Here is a 17,584-nt window from a genome sequence, read left to right on the forward strand (position 1 = left end):
CATTAGGCCCCGAACGTTCAGGGGCACATCCGCGAGCTTGAAAGGCCAGCCAGCTTGAACGACCAGCCGATCCAGCCGCCGCGCCGCACGCGCTTTATCGATCTTGCGGACGGGGTGATCCGGGGCGGACGCAAGCTGGGGCTGATGGACCCGGCGCGGCTGGAAAAGGACTTCCTGCTGGAAGAGGCCGTACAGGCCACCGGTCTCGACGATTTCGGCGATCGCTGGTTCGAGCGTCCGTTGGAGGTTCTGCTCGACAGCGTGAAGCGCGAAGCCCAGCTCAATGCGGCGGGTGATTTTTCCGCCATGAAGATGTTCCACCACGTGCTGCGCGACCGGCTATACACGCAGATGTGGTTCAAGCGGCACCCGGAAATCCTCGCCCGACCGCTCAGGAACCCGGTGGTTATCGTCGGCCCGATGCGGTCGGGCACCACCCGGCTCCACCGCCTGCTCGCAGCCGACCAGCGCTTTGCCCATCTGCGCAGCTTCGAAACCATCAGCCCGGTGCCCCGGCCCGAGTTCGAGCAGGTGCTGGCGGGCGAGGCGGAGGACTTCCGGCCAAAGCTCGCTGCGCGTATCCTCAAGGTCGCGCGATTGGCCAACCCGCGCACGCTGTCGATCCATCCGACCGGCCCCTACGAACCGGAGGAGGAACTCGGCCTCGTGGCCGCCTCGATGTACGGCATGAAGTGGGAAGCGCAGTGGAAGGTACCTTCCTATGCCGCATGGTGCCACGAGGAGAACGCGGTGCCCGCTTACCGGCACATGGCGAACTTGCTGCGTCTGATCGGCTGGTCCCAGCAGGAAAGCTCGCTACGGCCGTGGATCCTCAAGACGCCGCAGCACATGCTCGATCTGCCCGCGCTGCTCGAGGTCTTCCCCGACGCGCGGCTGATCTTCACTCACCGCGATCCCAAGCAGGTGGTCGGTAGCGCGGCCTCGCTCGCGTGGAACCAGACGATCATCTATTCGGATCACAACGATCCGGCGCAGACCGGGCAGGAATGGCTGGGCAAGACCGCGACCATGATCGCCCGGATGCGCGCCGCGCGCGACGCAATTCCGCGCGAGCGGATGATCGATGTCCAGTACGAGGACATGGAAACCGATTGGCGCGGCACGATGGAGCGGGTTTACCACTTCCTCGGACTCGACATGGAGCCGGCGGTCGCGGGGATGGAAGACTATCTCGACCGCTCGGCCCGGCTCAAACGGCGCCCGCATCGCTACAGCCTCGAGGAATTCGGGCTGGGCGAGGGTGAGGTGGATGCGCTGTTCGCGGACTATACCGAGACATACGGCATTCCGGTGGGCGATGCTCCGGCGTTACCCCGCATGCGATTGGCCGAATAGGCATGCAAAAGGGGCGGGAAGCGAACTTCCCGCCCCTTTGCCAATTCCAGTCGATCAGTAGCTGAAGGTGACCGTGGCGAAGACCTGCCGCGGATTGCCGTAGAACGCCGTCAGCGTACCCTCGGGCCCGAGCGTCGGGACGGGGAAACCATTGGCACCGTTGACGATGTCGCCAGTGATCGGGTCGGTGGCAACGAAGGTGTAGCCGCTGGTCTTGTATTCCTTGTCGAGCAGGTTCTTCCCGTACAGCCCCACGCTCCAGCTATCGTCGGGCGCGCTATAGACCACGCTCACATCGAGCAGCGCATAGCCGCCCTGGTCGAGATAGGGGTTGGGGATCTCGAACTGGCTGGTCTTGCTGCGATAGGACAGCGTCGTTCCCAGATAGAGATCGCCTGCGCCAACCGGCGTATCGTAGCTGGCAGTGATGCTGCCGGTCAGCTCGGGCGTGTTCTGGACCACGCGGAACGCTGCCACATCGGTCGGCGTGCTGCCGATATTGGTGATGTATTCGTCGTATTGCGCGTCGATATAGCCGAGCGATCCAGCAAGGCCGAAGCCCCCGCCGAAGCGGGCATTGGCTTCCAGTTCGACCCCCTTGAAGGTCGCCTTGCCGGCGTTCGATACGACGCCGCAGAAGCTGGGCAATCCGCCCACTTCACAGGCGACGGAACCCGGTATCTGCACATCGGTGTAGTCCGCATAGAAGGCTGCGGCGGCGATGTTGAGGATGCCGATATTGCCCTTGTACCCGATTTCGTAGCTATCGACCTCTTCGGGTGCGAAGCTGAGGAACGCGGCCACTTCGGCATCGGTCGGCGCCCCCGGCGTGGCTGCCGGCGCGTTGGTTCCGACCCCGCGCGGGTCGAAGCCGCCGCCCTTGAAGCCCTTCGAATAGCTGGCGTAGATATTGTGATCGGGCGTCGGCATGAAGCTCAGCGAGGCACGCGGCGTGAACTTCTTGAACTCGCGGCTGCCGTTGAAATCGGTGCTTGGGGCCCCGAAGGGTATGCCTGCGCCGCCGAACTCGGGCGACCCGCCGCCAAGATAGTTCTGGCGGAGGATTTCCGCGCTGCGTTCGTCCCAGGTATAGCGTCCGCCGACCGACAGGCTGAACTGGTCGGTCAGATCATAGGTGAAGTCGCCGAAGATGGCGAAAGTCTCGGTATCGACATTCGCCTGGGTGAAAGCGGTCAGCCCGGCGAAGGTGGTGAAGATACGCACATCGAACAGCGTGTCCGCCTTGGCATCGAGGTAGTAGAAGCCGAGCAGTCCGGCGAACGGTCCGTCATTGTCCCACAGAAGCTGGAATTCCTGGCTGATCTGTTCGTTGAGATAGGCGCCGGGCACGTCGAGATCGACTGCGGGGAGCGCATCGAAATCGATCGGCGAATAGCTGTCATCCTTGCGCCAGGCGGAAATCGACCGCAGCGTCAGCGCGTCGCTCAGCTCGATTTCGGCATGCATCGCCAGGCCGTAGGATTCGACCTCTTGCTCGGGATCGTTGAGCGCCCCGCGCGTGTCGAAGACATTGTCGAGCACGGGCGCGCCCGACACCAGCCCGGGGATGAGCCGGTGGCCGCCGCGCGGATCGCTGCTGTCCTTGGTATAGTCCCCCTGGATCCGGATGAAGCCGGGCTCGCCGTAGCCGCCGACCTCAAGGCTCATCCGGCCACCCCAGATATCCTTGTTATAGTTTTCCAGACCGGTGGTGAGGTTGTCGCCGAACCCACCGCGCGACAGCCGCGCGACCGATCCGCCGACGCGGACCAGATCACTGATCGGCGCCGAAGCGGTGATCACGCCTTCGGCCTGGTCGTCGGTGCCGTAAGTCGCGCGCACTTCGATCGAGGGATCGAGCGGCAGGCGCCGCGTGACGTATTTGACCGCGCCGCCGATCGTGTTGCGACCATAGAGCGTGCCCTGCGGGCCGCGCAGGACTTCGATGCGCTCGACATCATAGATATCCAGCACGGCGGCCTGCGGGCGGTTGAGATAGACATCGTCGAGATAGATGCCGACGCCCTGTTCGAAGCCCGAAACGGGGTCCTGCTGGCCGATCCCGCGGATAAAGGCCGACAGCGTCGAATTGGTCGCACGACTGGCTTCTAGCGTGACGTTGGGCACGCTCTGGCCGACATCGGTGATGTCCAGCGCGCCGCGCCGCGAAAGCTCTTCGCCGCTGATTGCGGTAACGGCCACCGGCACGTCGATCAGCCGCTCTTCGCGGCGGCGGGCGGTGACGATGATGACATTGTCGTCGGCGGCAGGTGCAGCCTCGGCAATCTGGTCATCGGCCACTTGGGCAGATGCAGGGGCGGCGGCAAGCGCGGCGGTTGCCGCGCCGCACAGCAGGCTGACGGTAAGAATCTGTGTCGGACGCATTTCGGTATCTCCCTCCCGATTGTCTTATTGGAAGACACGATACTGAAACCTGAACCACCTTTCAAGTTTGTTGTTGCGCGGGGAGTCCGATTTGATAGGCTGGCTGCGTTTCGGAGGGACGAACCTTGGCTGCATTGCATAACCCCGGCGACAAGACGCCGCGCACCGAGCGCGGGCGCAAGACGCTGCGCAAGCTGCTCGATGCAGCCGCGACCGAGTTTGCCGACAAGGGGTTTCACGAAGCCTCGATCAGCGGGATAACCCGCAGCGCGGGCGTCGCGCTGGGCACGTTCTATACCTATTTCGACAGCAAGGATGCGGTCTTCCGCGCGCTCGTTTCCGACATGAGCGCTGGCGTCGGCAAGGCGGCGCGCGAGGCGCTCGACCCGTCGATGGGCGCACTCGAGATCGAACGCGCCGCACTGCGCGCGTTTCTCGAATTTGCTGCCCAGCACAAGGAAATCTACCGCATTATCGACGAAGCCGAGTTCGTCGATCCGGACAGCTACCGCAAGCATTATGAAACCATCGGCGCCCGTATCGAGGAACGGCTCAGGCAGGGCGGCGACAGCGGCGAATTCGTCCCGGATCTGGGCACGCCCGAAGCCTGGGCGCTGATGGGGATGAACGTGTTCCTCGGCCTGCGCTATGTCATCTGGGGGCGGGAGGGCGATCCCGATTTCACCGAAATCGCGCGCCGTGCCAATATCTTGCTGACGCAGGGGATCGGCCGCTAGTCTCTCGCCCCGTGGAACCACCGGGCGGTGGGGCCGTTGGTTTCCCAAAGGAGAAATCAACATGATCGGCAAGGTAATCGGAGCATTCGTCGGCGACAGGCTCGCCAAACAAACCGGCGGTATCGGCGGCGCCAGCGGGGCCGCGCTCGGCGTTGTCGCCACCAGTGTCCTGCGCCGGATGAGCCTCCCCGCGATGGTCGCGCTGGGCGTCGGCGGCTATGTCGTCAAGAAGGTGATCGACAAGAAGCAGGTGGGCGATGACACGAGCACCCCGCCCCAAACCTCGACTGCGCCTGCGAGCGCGGCCAAGGCCAGGGCTGCCTGACATCGTCCCATCCGTTTTCGGACTAGCGAAGGGCCGCCCCGATCGGGCGGCCCTTCTGCGTTTCGGGAACAAGACATTTGCATCTTGCGCCCCGCTTTCTATGCTTCCACCACACGGTTCCCCCGAAACATACGACCACTTCGCGCCCTGTACGGTGTGCAAGGGCAGGAGATAGCATGACAGCCGAGACCGATTATCCAGTCGAGCCTCCGCTGATAGATTTACCGATCAAGACCGCCTCGCGCGGATTTTACGATGGCTTCAGTCGTGAAGTGACGATCCCCTCGAAGGTGATCGTTTCGCTGCTGATCATGTGGGCGATCTTCTTTCCGGTGAATGCGAGCGAAACGCTCACCGCCGCCAATTCGAGCATCATCGCCACCTTCTCCGGCTGGTATGTCTATCTGGTCGCATTCCTGATGTTGGCGTGTTTCGTGCTCGCGATCATCCCGCAATCGGGCAGCCTGCGCATTGGCAACCCGGGCGAGAAACCCGAATTCGGGCGCTTCTCGTGGTTCGCCATGCTGTTCGGCGCGGGCATCGGAATCGGCATGCTGACCTACTCGACCGGCGAGCCGCTGGCGCATTTCTCGAACAATCCGGACATCATCCGCGGCGCGATCGAGGCGCAGACCGCCGAGGCGATCCGTCCCGCCTATATCTACACTTTCCTCCACTGGGGGTTCGCCGCGTGGGGTACCTATGCGCTGGTCGGTCTGGCGATCGGCTATGTCGCCTATCGCCGTGATCTGCCGCTGACGATCCGTTCGGGCCTTGCCCCGCTGTTCGGCCTTAACCTGTCGGGTCGTTGGGGACATCTGGTCGATATCGTCGCGGTCGTTGCAACCATCCTCGGCGTGGCGGTGACAATGGGCTTCGGGGTGGAACAATTTGTCGCCGGCCTGGCCCGCCTGGGGCTGGGCGACTGGTTGCTCGACCCCGATGGATCATCCTCCGCGCTGGCGGTTATCGCCGCGCTAGTGGTGCTCGTCGGTGCCTCGACGCTCAGTGCGCTGTCGGGTGTGGGTCGGGGGATCAAATGGCTTTCCAACCTCAATATGGGCCTGTCCTTCGCGCTGCTGGCGCTCTTCCTCGTCGCGGGGTCGGGTCTTTATGGGTTGCAACTGCTGGGTGTGAGCCTCTGGGATTACGTCCGCACGCTGGTGCCGAACTCGCTGACACTGTTCCAGGGCGGCGGCGAATTCGGTGATGCACTGGTGCAATGGCAGCTCGACTGGTCGGTATTCTACTGGGCATGGTGGATCGCATTCGCGCCGTTCGTCGGCATGTTCATCGCACGCATTTCACGCGGCCGGACGATCCGCGAATATGTTCTCGGCGTGGTCCTCGTGCCCTCGCTGATGTGCTTCTTCTGGATGACGATTGTCGGCGGGACCGCCATCGATCTCGAACTGAGCGGGGCGGCGCAGGGCAGCATCGTCAACGCCGGGCTCTCGGACCAGCTGTTCGCCACTCTCGCGGTGCTGCTCGATCCGGCGGTGGCATCGGTCGTGTCGGGTCTCGTTGTGCTGCTGCTGATGACCTATCTCATCACCTCCGCCGACAGCGCGATCCTGATCGTCAATACGATCAACGGGGCAGGGGATAGCGAAGGCGAGCGCCGTCATCACATTCTGTTCTGGGGCGCAGCACTGGCCTTCGTGGTCGGCAGCATGCTGATCCTCGGCGGGATCGATGCGATCCGGATCACCATGATCATCGGCGCGCTGCCGTTCAGCTTCGTGGTGGCGATCATGGGCGTCGCGATCCTCAAGGCGGTGGCCTACGACCTGCGGCGCAAGCACCACGGCGTGCCCACTACTGCGCAGGCCTGCAACGAAATCGCTGCCGGCAAGTAACCGCTTTCCTAGAGTTCCAGGCAATTGGTAGCGGATTGAAATGGATATCCGCGACCACTTGGCGGGTATTTGTGCATTTTATAAGTAAAATCCGAACGCGATTTCAAATTATAAGTCGCGAAAATGAATATTTGCGATCTTCATGCTGGAATTAAAAAGTAATCTATCCGGCGGAATTGAATGTTGTTTCGATGCCACAGGCGTGGCCATAATCCCCCTCGTGTCCGGTGTCTCCGGTGGTCGCCTTCGATCAAGCTTGTTACTGCTTTCAAAGGCGACGGTTCCAATCTGAATTCGCGCCCTGTTTTGCCGGTCGGACTGGGGTCTGTCCGCGAGGCAATTGAGACATAATCGAGAGCGAGGGCTTCCCGAAATGAAATATCTTGTAAGCGGTGCGTCGTTGGGCGCGCTGGCTATTGCATCCGCAGCACCTGTCGCGGCGCAGGACACTGCACCCGCCACCCAGGAACGCCAGGGCGGCGTCAACGTCATCATCGTGACCGCGCAGAAGCGTAGCGAAGACCTCCAGGACGTGCCCGTCTCTGTGTCCGCGATCGGCGAAGAAGGGCTCGAAGAGCTCGCCATCGACACTTTCGAGGACTACCTCGAGCAACTGCCGACGGTTACCGCGGGCGGCAGCGGCCCGGGCCAGAGCACGATCTATATTCGCGGCCTTGCCTCGACCACGCCCAACCTCACCACCGCCGGCGTCGCGGGCCTCGCGCCCAATGTTGCCATGTATCTCGACGAGCAGCCGCTCGCGCAGCCGGGGCGTAACCTCGATGTCTATGCCGCCGATCTGGCGCGCATCGAAGTGCTCTCGGGTCCGCAGGGCACGCTGTTCGGGGCCAGCTCGCAGGCCGGCGTCGTCCGCCTGATCACCAACAAGCCCGACCTCGGCGGCTTCGACGCCGGGTTCAACACCGGCGTGTCCTTCACCAAGGGCGGCGAAAGCAGCTACAAGGTCGATGCGATGGTCAATGTGCCCGTCACCGACACCTTCGCGCTGCGCGGCGTGGTCTATCTCGACGACCAGGGCGGCTATGTCGACAATGTCGCAGGCACCCGCAACGCCAGCGAAAGCGCCCGCTTCCGTTCCGCGGGAACGATGCGTTCGAACGGCGTTCCGGTCAGCGCGCTGCGCGGCGGCTTCCAGGCCGGGGCCGACCTGTCGAACGTCAATTTCATCGACGCCGATAACGCCGGCATCGTCGAAGACGATTTCAACGACACGCAATACGCCGGCTTCCGTGCGACCGCGCTGTGGGAAATCACCCCCGATTGGACCGTGACGGTCGCGCATTCGCGCCAGAGCGTCGAAAGCGACGGCGTGTTCTTTGCCGATCCCGAACTCGGCGGTCTCGATGACCTCGAAATCCAGCGCTACGAGGAAGACCGGCTCGAAGACGATTTCTCGAACACCAGCTGGACCGTCGAAGGCCGCCTGGCGATGCTCGATGTGGTCTACACCGGTGCCTATACCGACCGCGAGACCGAACAGCGGGTTGATTATTCCGACTATCTCTTCGTCGGCCAGTACCTGCCTTACTACATCTGCGACGGCAGCGTCAGCTATCCCGGCGCGGCCGATCCCAGCGGCACCTGCCAGGCGCCGAACCTCTATGTGACCTCGGCCAGCAAGACGAGCGTGTTCACGCAGGAACTGCGCTTCAGCACGCCCGCGGAAAACCGCTGGCGCGTGACTGCTGGCGGCTTCTATTCGGACCTCGAGCTGAAGGAACGCAACGACTTCGCCTATCCGGGCAATGTTCTTGCTCAGCCCTTCGGCCCGTTCGCACCGAACTTCCCGCAGGACGGTTTCACCTCCGATCCGGGCCCGTTCCCGGCGGAAACGATCTTCCGCAACGACATCCGCCGGACGGACGAACAATGGGGCATCTTCGGCGAAGCCAGCTTCGACATCGTGCCCGACCTGCTCACCGTTACGCTGGGCGCGCGCTATTACGATATCGAAGTCGATTTCGAAGGCAGCGCCAATGGCAGCTTCTGCAACAGCGGCGCCGCGGCCGACGCCAATGCCTTCGGTACCGATCTGAACGATCTGTATGATGGCGATGGCGAATACACCTTCATCGGTTCGTGCGATGCCTCGCTGCGGCAGACCTTCGACCTGAACGACAGCCTTGCCGACATCCAGGCGGCGGGTCTTTCGGCTTCGCAAGCGCAACAGGTGTTCAACGCCGTCCGCGCGCCCGACACTGCCAAGACCGATGGGTTCATCTACAAGGCGACGGCAACGTTTACCCCGACCGAAGACCTGCTGTTCTACCTGACCTATTCGGAAGGTTTCCGTCCCGGCCTGCTTAACCGGCCGGGCGGCGCGACCAATGGTGCGGGCTTCACTGTCCCGTTCGAGCTCGAAACCGACGAGGTCCAGAACTACGAACTGGGCTGGAAGCTCGATCTTGCCGATGGCCAGTTCCGTTTCAACGGCAGCGCCTTCTATGTCGACATCAGCCGTCTGCAGACCACCATCTTCGACCCCTCGATCACCAATCTGTTCTTCTCGGCCAATGCCGCGGATGCACGGATCAAGGGCGTCGAAGCGGACTTTACCTTCGCGCCCTATTCGGCGCCGGGGCTGACGGTGGCGGGTGCTTTCTCGGTGCTCGATACCGAGATCACCGAAGTGCTGATCCCGACGTCCGACGTGGTCGAAGGTTCGGACCTCGCGTTCGCGCCGTCGTTCCAGGGGAACCTGCGTGTCCGTTACGAATGGGACCTGTCGGCAACGCTGGGCGCCTATGTCCAGCCGCAGGTCAGCTATTCGGCGTCGAAGTTCACCGACGTGATCGAGATCAACAAGCTCGAGCTCGACAGCTACACCGTGGTCGATTTCGCTGCCGGGATCACCTCGGACAATTGGAAGTTCGAGCTGTTCGGCGACAATCTGTTCGACGAACGCGCGCAGATCTCGGGCAATTTCGTCAACGATCGCGCACGGATCAGCACCAACCGTCCGCTGACGGTCGGTATCAGGGTCGGCTACGACTACTGATCCGTACCACCGGAAAACAGGGCGGCGGGGGCGAACACGGGTTCGCCTCCGCCGTTTCTCTTTGTAAGGGTCGCAGGCAATGACGACACGCGACGACAGTCTGGCGCGGGCGCAGCAGGCGCTGCAGGCAGGCGATTTCGCCACGGGAGCGGCGCTGGTCGAGCCTGTGCTGATGAATGATCCGGCCGATGGCGAAGCGCTGTATCTGGCCGCGGTCGCCGCGCGCTATCTTGAACGGTTCGACGACGCCGACCGGCATCTTGCGGCGCTCCATGCCGCCATGCCCGAATACGGCCGCGCATGGCAGGAAGCTGGGCACCTTGCACGCGCCATGGCCGATATTCCTGGTGCCATTGCCGCCTTCGGCCGCGCCACGCGGTTCAATCCCGCGCTCGATGCCAGCTGGCGCGCGCTGGCCGAGCTTGAACAGGGCCGGGGACGCCCTGCCGAAGCGCAGGCGGCCCGCGCGCAGGCCGATCGCATCGCCGCGCTCCCGCGCGAACTGGTCGCGGTTACGCATCATCTGCACGAAGGCCGGCTGCTGCGGGCAGAGGAAATATGCCGCCATTTCCTGCGCGCCAATCCGCGCAATGTCGAAGGCATGCGGTTGCTCGCGCAGATCGGCATCAAACTGGGCATTCTCGATGATGCGGAGTTCCTGCTCGACAGCGCGCAGGCGTTCGAACCCGACAATATCCAGATCCGGCTCGACTATATCGATGCGCTGCGGCGGCGGCAGAAATTCGCGCAGGCGCGCGAACAGGCCGAAACGCTCCATGCGCGCGATCCCGACAACCCGCTGTTCCAGTCGCATCTCGCGATCGAGAGCATGCAGACGGGCGATTACGCGCGCGCCTTCGAACTGTTCGACGCCATTCTCGCCAAGCTGCCGCGCGATCCCGCGACGCTGACCAGCAAGGGCCATGCGCTCAAGACCACCGGCGCGCAGGAGGATGCGGTCGCCAGCTACCAGGCGGCCCTCGCGGCCAAGCCCGACCATGGCGATGCCTGGTATGCGCTCGCCAATCTCAAGACCTATCGCTTCACCGATGACGAGATCGCGGCGATGCGCGAGCAGGCCGGGCGCCCCGATCTCGCCTTCATGGACCGGGTCCATCTGTCCTTCGCGCTGGGCAAGGCGCTGGAAGATCGCGGCGATTATGCGGACAGTTTCGAGCATTACGAGCGCGGCAATACGCTCAAGCGCACGCAGACACGCTACAGCGCCGATGCGATGAGCGCCGAACTCGCCAGGCAGCGCGAGATCTGCACCCCCGAACTGTTCGCCAAACATGACGGCGTGGGCGATCCCGCGCCCGATCCGATCTTCATTCTCGGCCTGCCGCGCGCGGGCTCGACGCTGCTCGAACAGGTGCTGGCCAGCCACAGCCGGATCGATGGCACGCTGGAACTGCCCAACATCCTCGCGCTCGCCCACCGCCTGCGCGGGCGCCGGGCAGGGCAGTTACGCTATCCCGAAGTGCTGCACGATCTGACCGCCGAACAGCTAGCGTCCTTCGGCGCCAAGTTCATCGAGGATACGCGCGTACACCGGCAGGGCGCCCCCTTCTTCATCGACAAGATGCCGAACAATTTCCGCCATATCGGGCTAATCCATCTGATCCTGCCCAATGCGAAGATCATCGATGCGCGCCGCGCGCCGATGGATTGCTGTTTTTCCGGCTTCAAACAGCTGTTCGCCGAAGGGCAGGAGTTTACCTACGGCCTGCCCGAGATCGGGCGCTATTACGCCGATTATGTCGCGCTGATGGACCATTGGGACGCGGTGCTGCCGGGCAAAATCCTGCGTGTACAGCACGAAGACGTGCTCGACGATCTCGAAGGCCAGACCCGCCGCATGCTCGACTATCTCGGCCTGCCGTTCGAGGAGCAATGCCTCGCCTTCCACACCACCCGCCGCGCGGTCCGTACCGCGAGCAGCGAACAGGTCCGCCAGCCCATCAACCGCAGCGGCCAGGACGCATGGAAACCCTATGCGCCATGGCTCGCTCCGCTGCGCGAGGCGCTGGGCGAGGCGCTGGGCGAGCACGGCTGAACACCGGTTCTGGCGAACGCTGCCGCGAGGGACATTCTCGAAAGGGAATGGTGGGCGCGGCAAGGATTGAACTTGCGACCCCACCCGTGTGAAGGGTGTGCTCTACCACTGAGCTACGCGCCCGCCCGGTGGTGCGCGCGGGCTGGGCCGCGGCAGGGCAGGGGCGCGCCTTTACTGTGCGAATCGGCGCATGGCAAGCATCCTAGCCGAACAGCAGCGCAACCATCCGTGCGAGCCAGCCGTCGGACGCCTTGGCCTGCGACTGTCCCGCCTGGGGCGCAGGACAGGCGAGGCAATAGGCCTGCGCGCCCTTGGCACCCAACAGGCGGTCGGCATCGGCGGCGACTTGCGTCACCACGCTCGCCTGTCCGCGCGCCATGCGGGCAAAGACATCGCCGCCCGAACCGGTTTCCTCGCCATCGCCGATCAGCCATTGCCGCAGCAGCGTGTCGTAGGTCGACGGGTTGGCGCCGAGGTAGACGACATGCCAGTCGCTGCCGAGGTCGGCCTGTGCGGCGGTCCACGCCAGCGCCTCTTCCATGCCGCCATATTCGTCGACCAGCCGCAACTGGCGCGCGGTTCCGCCATCCCAGACGCGGCCCTGGCCTACCGCATCTGCCTGGTCGCGCGTCATGCCGCGCGCTTCGCCGACCCGGTCGAGGAAATCCTCATATCCGTTCTCGATAAAGGCCTGCAGGATCGCGTCGGTTTCGGGGGTGAAGCCGCCGATCAGATCGGGTTGGCCCGACAGCGGCGTGGTGCGCACGCCGTCGCTGGTGACCCCGGCTGCGGCTGCGGTTTCCTCGAAGGTCGGGATGACCGCGAAGATGCCGATCGAACCGGTGATCGTCTCGGGCTCGGCAAAGATGCGGTCGGCGGGGGTGGAGACCCAATAGCCGCCGCTCGCCGCGACATTGGCCATCGACACAGCGATCGGGATGTCCTGCGCCTTGTGCCGCAGCACCGCCTCGCGGATCAATTCACTCGCGAGCACCGAACCGCCGGGGGAATCGACCCTGACGACCAGCCCGGCAAGCTCGTCCTCGAGCGCTTCGTCGAGCAGCTCGGCGATCCGGTCGCCGCCGGCCACGCCGGGTCCGGCCTCACCATCGACGATTTCGCCCGCGACGGTGATCACACCGATCGGGCGGCCCGGAGTGGGCAGCGGATTGTCCTCCAGCCACACGGCCAGCCTTGTATGCGGATAGGCGTTCGCGCCATCGCCCCATTCGTCTTCGCCGACGAGTTCCACGACGCGCTGTTCGAAGTCGGCGCGGCTGCCGATCTTGTCGACCAGTCCCGCTTGCAGCGCGGCAGTGGCGAGGTCGCCCTGGGCGGCTTCGATCCAGGCGACCGGCTGGGTGGTGATGCGTTCGATATCCGCCGCCGGACGCGCTTTCTTGAGATTGGCGCGATATTCCTCCCACAATGTCTCGTAGAGCGCGCGGGCGTTTTCGCGGGCGGGATCGGACATGTCGGCGCGGCTATAGGGTTCGACTGCGCTCTTGTATTCGCCGACCTTGTAGACCCGCGCATTGACTTTCAGCCGGTCGAGCAGGCCGGCATAATAGAGCCGTTCGCCTCCCGGGCCGGCGACGACCGCGCCGCCCATCGGGTTGACCCACACCTCGCTGGCATGTGCGGCCAGCAGCATGCCGTCGTCGCTATAGGCGGTGGCATAGGCGAGCACGGGCTTTTCCGCCGCGCGGACCCGGTCGAGCGCTTCGCCGATTTCCTGCAGATGGACCTGCCCGCCGCCCATGAAGCGGTCGAGATCGAGCACCACTGCCGAAATCCGTTCGTCTCCCGCCGCCTCGTCGAGCGCATGGACGAGGTCGCGGGCCTGGTATTCGCCCATCGGGGTCTGGCCCGACAGCAGCGCCTCGAGCGGATCGATCCGCGTCCTTTCCTCGACCACTACGCCGTTGAGGTCGAGCAGCAGCGCCCCATCGCGCACCGCAGCGGGGCTGGGGCGCGCAGTCAGCACTGCGAACAGGGCGGAGAAGAACAACAGCATGAACAAAAGGACGAGCCCGTCCTTGATTCCGACCAAAAGGCGCCACACTTTTCCGGCGAACTGCATGCGTAAAATCTCCTGTTGCGGGAGAGTTAGGGGAGGGCGTGGCGCTTTGCCACCGGAAAGCGCTTGAGCACATGATACCCCTCGACTAAGGGCGTGGTCTCAATGACATCGACGGAAACTTCGCCCCATGCGGCCCGCTATCCGGCGGGCGCGCTCGCTTTCCCGCACCGCGACCTGATCGGGATCGGCCAGCTGGAACGGCACGAAATCCTCTTCCTGCTTGACGAGGCGGAGCAATGGGTCGCGCTCAACCGCCAGCCGACCAAGCACGAGAACGTGCTGTCGGGTCTCACCGTCATCAACGCCTTCTTCGAAAACTCGACGCGGACGCTGCTGAGCTTCGAAATCGCGGGCAAGCGCCTTGGCGCCGATGTGGTCAATATGCACGCCGCGCAATCGAGCGTGAAGAAGGGCGAGACGCTGATCGATACCGCGATCACGCTCAACGCCATGCGCGCCGATGCGATCGTCATCCGCCATGGATCGAGCGGGGCCACGCAGCTGATTGCCAACAAGGTCGACTGCCCGGTGCTCAATGCGGGCGACGGGCAGCACGAACACCCGACGCAGGCCTTGCTCGATGCGCTCGCGCTGCGGCATGCCTTGCGCGACCGGGGCGAGACGGCGGATGATTTTACCGGCCTCAGGATCGTCATCTGCGGCGATATCCTGCACAGCCGCGTGGCGCGCTCCAATCTGCTCTGCCTGCAGGCGCTCGGTGCTTCTGTGCGGCTTTGTGCGCCGCCTGCGTTGATGCCGGCGGGGATCGAGGCAATGGGGGCGGAAGTGTTCCACGATTTCGACGCGGCGCTCGACGGCGCGGATGTGGCGATGATGCTGCGCCTTCAGACCGAGCGGATGAGCGGCCAGTTTATCCCCTCGGCACGCGAATACCATTACCTCTACGGACTGACTGCAAAGCGGCTGGAGAAAGCGTCGAAGGACGCGCTGGTGATGCATCCCGGTCCGATGAACCGCGGGGTCGAAATCGATAGCGAAGTGGCGGATATGATCGACCGGTCGATCATCACCCGGCAGGTCGAGATGGGCGTCGCGATCCGCATGGCGGCGCTCGACGTGCTTACTCGCCGGGCCCGCAGGGTTGCCGGTTGGGGAGATGCAGCATGAAGCAGCAAACCCCCCTGACGATTACCGGCGGCCGATTGGTGACGCCCGATGGCGTGCGCGAAGGCGCGCTGCGGCTGGTCGACGGCTGTATCGAAACCATTGGCGGCGAAGCGCAGGATGGTGATGACATCGTCGATGCCAGGGGCCGCCTGGTTGCCCCCGGGCTGGTCGATCTCGGCGTGTTCGCGATCGACAAGCCCGCCTTCCATTTCGGCGGGATCACGCGCGCGGCGCTGATGCCCGACCAGTCGCCGCCGTTGGACCTGCCCAGCCGGGTTTCCTACATCGCCAAGAGCGGCAAGCCCGATTTCTGGGTCCATCCGCTCGCCGCCGCGACCCGCGGGCTCGAAGGGCGCGAGATTGCCGAGCTGGGCCTGATGCGCGCCGCCGGTGCGCGCGGCGTTGCCACCGGACGCCAGTGGATTGCGGATTCGGGTGCGATGCTGCGGCTGCTGCAATATGCCGCCATGCTCGACCTCGTGGTGGTCGCTCACGCGGAGGATGCCGCATTGGTCGGCAGCGCGGTCGCCACGGCGGGCGAAATTGCGACGCGGCGCGGTCTGCCCAGCGCCCCCGCCGAAGCCGAAGCCATCGCGCTGACCCGCGATATCGCACTGGCCGAGATGGCGGGTGCGCGCATCCATTTCAGGCAGGTGACCACGCGGGCGGGGCTGGATATCGTCCGCCAAGCGAAAGCGCGCGGGCTACCCGTCACCTGCGGCGTCACTCCGGCGCATTTCATGCTCTCCGATCTGGCGACGGTCGATTTCCGCACCTTCGCCCGCCTGTCGCCGCCGCTGCGCAGCGAAGACGACCGCCATGCGGTGCGCGAGGCCATCGTCGACGGGACGATCGACGTCATTGCCAGCGGGCACGATCCGCGCGGCCCGGAAGACAAGCGCCTGCCGTTCTCCGATGCCGAGCCGGGCATGGCAGGGGCCGAGACGCTGTTGGCGATGACGCTGTCGCTGGTCCGCGACGAGGTCATCGATATGCCGCAAGCCTTTGCGCTGGTGGCGACGGCGCCGGCGCGCATCCTCGGAGTCGATGCCGGTGCGATCGCGGTGGGGCTCGAAGCCGATATCGCGATCGTCGATCCCGAACAGCCCTGGATAATCCAGAGCGCCAGGATGGAAGCCACCGCCGGCAATACACCGTTCGACGGCCAACCCACGCAGGGGCGCGTGAAGACACTGTTCAAGGGCGGGGTGCGGATCCACCACTAGGCGCACGAAAAACCCCGCCCGGATTGCTCCGGACGGGGTCGCTCGGTGGTCTGGTTTGGTGGGCTGCCTAGCGTGCGGCGACCCGCATGTCACTGGCAACGACGTCGATCGCGCCGGGCAGCGGACGGCTCGAGGCATAGGCGATGCAGCCGCCGCCCTTGCCCTTGACCGTGCGGCACATCGAATCGGCCGATGCCTTGGCGAAACCGGCAGCCGCGACGCGGTAGTAGATCTTGCCGTTGACGCGCGCCTTGGTGATCACGCGTTCGGCATCGCCGAGTTCGGGATAGCGCTTCTGGAACTGCTTCCAGGCTTCATTGGCATCCGACATCGAGAAGAACGAGCCGAGCTGGACGTTGTAGTCGCCGCTGCGGGCAGTGCTGGTGGGCGCTGCGGCACCTGCGACACGCGGGGCAACGGCTTTGCGCGACTGGACCGGCATCTGCTGGACCACTTCGCGCGAGACATAGCGGACACCGCCGATGCTGGGAGCGAGGCCGGCATCGGCCAGCGCCGCGTCGGCACGGTCGTCGATGGACGGTGCGGCGCCTACTGCGGGCAGTTCCTCGGCAAAGGCGAAATCGCCCTGCGGCTCGGCAACTGGCTCGAGCTCGCCCACTTCCTGTGCGGCCAGCATATTGACGCTGGGATGATTGGCGAGGGCGAGCATCTGCGGCTGTCCGGGATCGACCCGCGGCTGGACGCCGAGCAGATTGGCAACGCGGGTGGTAAAGGCTTCGGGGCGGACAACCGCCGCCCACTGGGCCATGCGATCGCCGACTTCGCCCGCGGGCACATCTTCTGCGGCCATGACACGCGCAGAGCGCCAATTCCCTTGCAGCGCATAGGCATAGGCGAGGTTCTGGCGAACCTTCGGCGTGTTCTGGCCCGAACGCAGTGCATTGCTCAGTACATGGACGCCATGGTCGGGACGACCGGCCAAGGCGATGGCGAGGCCGAAATCGGCCGGGTCGAGCGTGGTTTCGAATTGATCGAGCGTTGCCAGCGCGCCGACCTGATCACCAATGGCGATCTGCGCCAGCGTATAGCTGATGATGGTGCGCGGAGCAGTGTCGCCCAGCTCTACAGCCTCGGCGAAAGTCGTCGCGGCCGATGCGAAGCGCCCGTCTTCAAGATAGGCATTGCCCAGCAGCGTGCGTGAATAGGCATCGCGCGGACTGGCCAGTACGGCCGCTTCGGCGTGCTGTACGGCCTTCGAGGTGCGGCCCTTGCTCAGCGCCTGTTCGGCATGCGCAGCCGAATAGGAATGGCTTGGTGCAGCCTTGCCGGTGCACGCCGTAAGCGCGGTCGTCGCCAGCGCCGTGGTGACGGCGAGCTGGACGAACCGCTTGCTCCTGGCTTTCGTCTCGGTGCTCATAATTACCCCCTTGAAGGCGATCCCACGTCGTT

At 64.5% G+C, this 17,584-nt stretch carries 11 protein-coding genes and 1 tRNA gene; 8 read left to right on the forward strand and 4 right to left on the reverse strand.

What is annotated here, in order from left to right:
* Positions 1-54: 54 nt before the first annotated feature.
* Positions 55-1,356: a sulfotransferase family protein gene (locus N6L26_RS00575; RefSeq protein WP_263606130.1), complete on the forward strand. Its 1,302-nt coding sequence runs from the start codon at positions 55-57 to the stop codon at positions 1,354-1,356.
* 54 nt (positions 1,357-1,410) lie between these two features.
* Here the strand turns inward: N6L26_RS00575 and N6L26_RS00580 are convergent, their stop codons facing one another.
* Positions 1,411-3,741, reverse strand: coding sequence for a TonB-dependent receptor (locus N6L26_RS00580; protein WP_263606131.1), 2,331 nt, complete (start codon positions 3,739-3,741; stop codon positions 1,411-1,413).
* A 125-nt stretch (positions 3,742-3,866) separates the two neighbouring features.
* On the opposite strand from N6L26_RS00580, the gene N6L26_RS00585 reads away from it, so the two are divergent.
* The 5 genes from N6L26_RS00585 to N6L26_RS00605 all read left to right on the forward strand — a co-directional run bounded on the left by N6L26_RS00585 (position 3,867) and on the right by N6L26_RS00605 (position 11,737).
* Complete coding sequence (locus tag N6L26_RS00585) at positions 3,867-4,478, forward strand: TetR/AcrR family transcriptional regulator (RefSeq protein ID WP_263606132.1); 612 nt, start codon at positions 3,867-3,869, stop codon at positions 4,476-4,478.
* Between the two features lie 61 nt (positions 4,479-4,539).
* Positions 4,540-4,803, forward strand: coding sequence for a hypothetical protein (locus N6L26_RS00590; protein WP_263606133.1), 264 nt, complete (start codon positions 4,540-4,542; stop codon positions 4,801-4,803).
* 176 nt (positions 4,804-4,979) lie between these two features.
* Complete coding sequence (locus N6L26_RS00595; protein WP_263606134.1) at positions 4,980-6,662, forward strand: BCCT family transporter; 1,683 nt, start codon at positions 4,980-4,982, stop codon at positions 6,660-6,662.
* A 373-nt stretch (positions 6,663-7,035) separates the two neighbouring features.
* Positions 7,036-9,681 (forward strand): TonB-dependent receptor, encoded by a 2,646-nt coding sequence (locus tag N6L26_RS00600; protein WP_263606135.1) that lies wholly within the window; start codon positions 7,036-7,038, stop codon positions 9,679-9,681.
* A gap of 79 nt (positions 9,682-9,760) precedes the next feature.
* Positions 9,761-11,737 (forward strand): tetratricopeptide repeat-containing sulfotransferase family protein, encoded by a 1,977-nt coding sequence (locus N6L26_RS00605; RefSeq protein WP_263606136.1) that lies wholly within the window; start codon positions 9,761-9,763, stop codon positions 11,735-11,737.
* Positions 11,738-11,785: 48 nt separating this feature from the next.
* Here N6L26_RS00605 and N6L26_RS00610 read toward each other — a convergent pair.
* Positions 11,786-11,860: transfer RNA gene (locus N6L26_RS00610), tRNA-Val, on the reverse strand.
* A 79-nt stretch (positions 11,861-11,939) separates the two neighbouring features.
* Positions 11,940-13,820, reverse strand: coding sequence for a signal peptide peptidase SppA (gene sppA / locus N6L26_RS00615; protein WP_263606137.1), 1,881 nt, complete (start codon positions 13,818-13,820; stop codon positions 11,940-11,942).
* A 102-nt stretch (positions 13,821-13,922) separates the two neighbouring features.
* Between sppA and N6L26_RS00620 the strand changes: the two genes are divergently transcribed.
* Positions 13,923-14,948 (forward strand): aspartate carbamoyltransferase catalytic subunit, encoded by a 1,026-nt coding sequence (locus N6L26_RS00620; protein ID WP_263606138.1) that lies wholly within the window; start codon positions 13,923-13,925, stop codon positions 14,946-14,948.
* The gene (locus N6L26_RS00625; RefSeq protein ID WP_263606139.1) at positions 14,945-16,174 is read left to right on the forward strand and encodes a dihydroorotase; all 1,230 of its coding nucleotides are present in this window, start codon (positions 14,945-14,947) and stop codon (positions 16,172-16,174) included. Before N6L26_RS00620 ends, N6L26_RS00625 begins: the two co-directional genes overlap by 4 nt.
* A gap of 67 nt (positions 16,175-16,241) precedes the next feature.
* On the opposite strand, the gene N6L26_RS00630 is transcribed toward N6L26_RS00625, so the two are convergent.
* Positions 16,242-17,552, reverse strand: coding sequence for an SPOR domain-containing protein (locus N6L26_RS00630; protein ID WP_263606140.1), 1,311 nt, complete (start codon positions 17,550-17,552; stop codon positions 16,242-16,244).
* Between the last annotated feature and the right edge of the window lie 32 nt (positions 17,553-17,584).

Source organism: Qipengyuania sp. SS22 (assembly GCF_025736935.1).
Taxonomy (GTDB): domain Bacteria; phylum Pseudomonadota; class Alphaproteobacteria; order Sphingomonadales; family Sphingomonadaceae; genus Qipengyuania.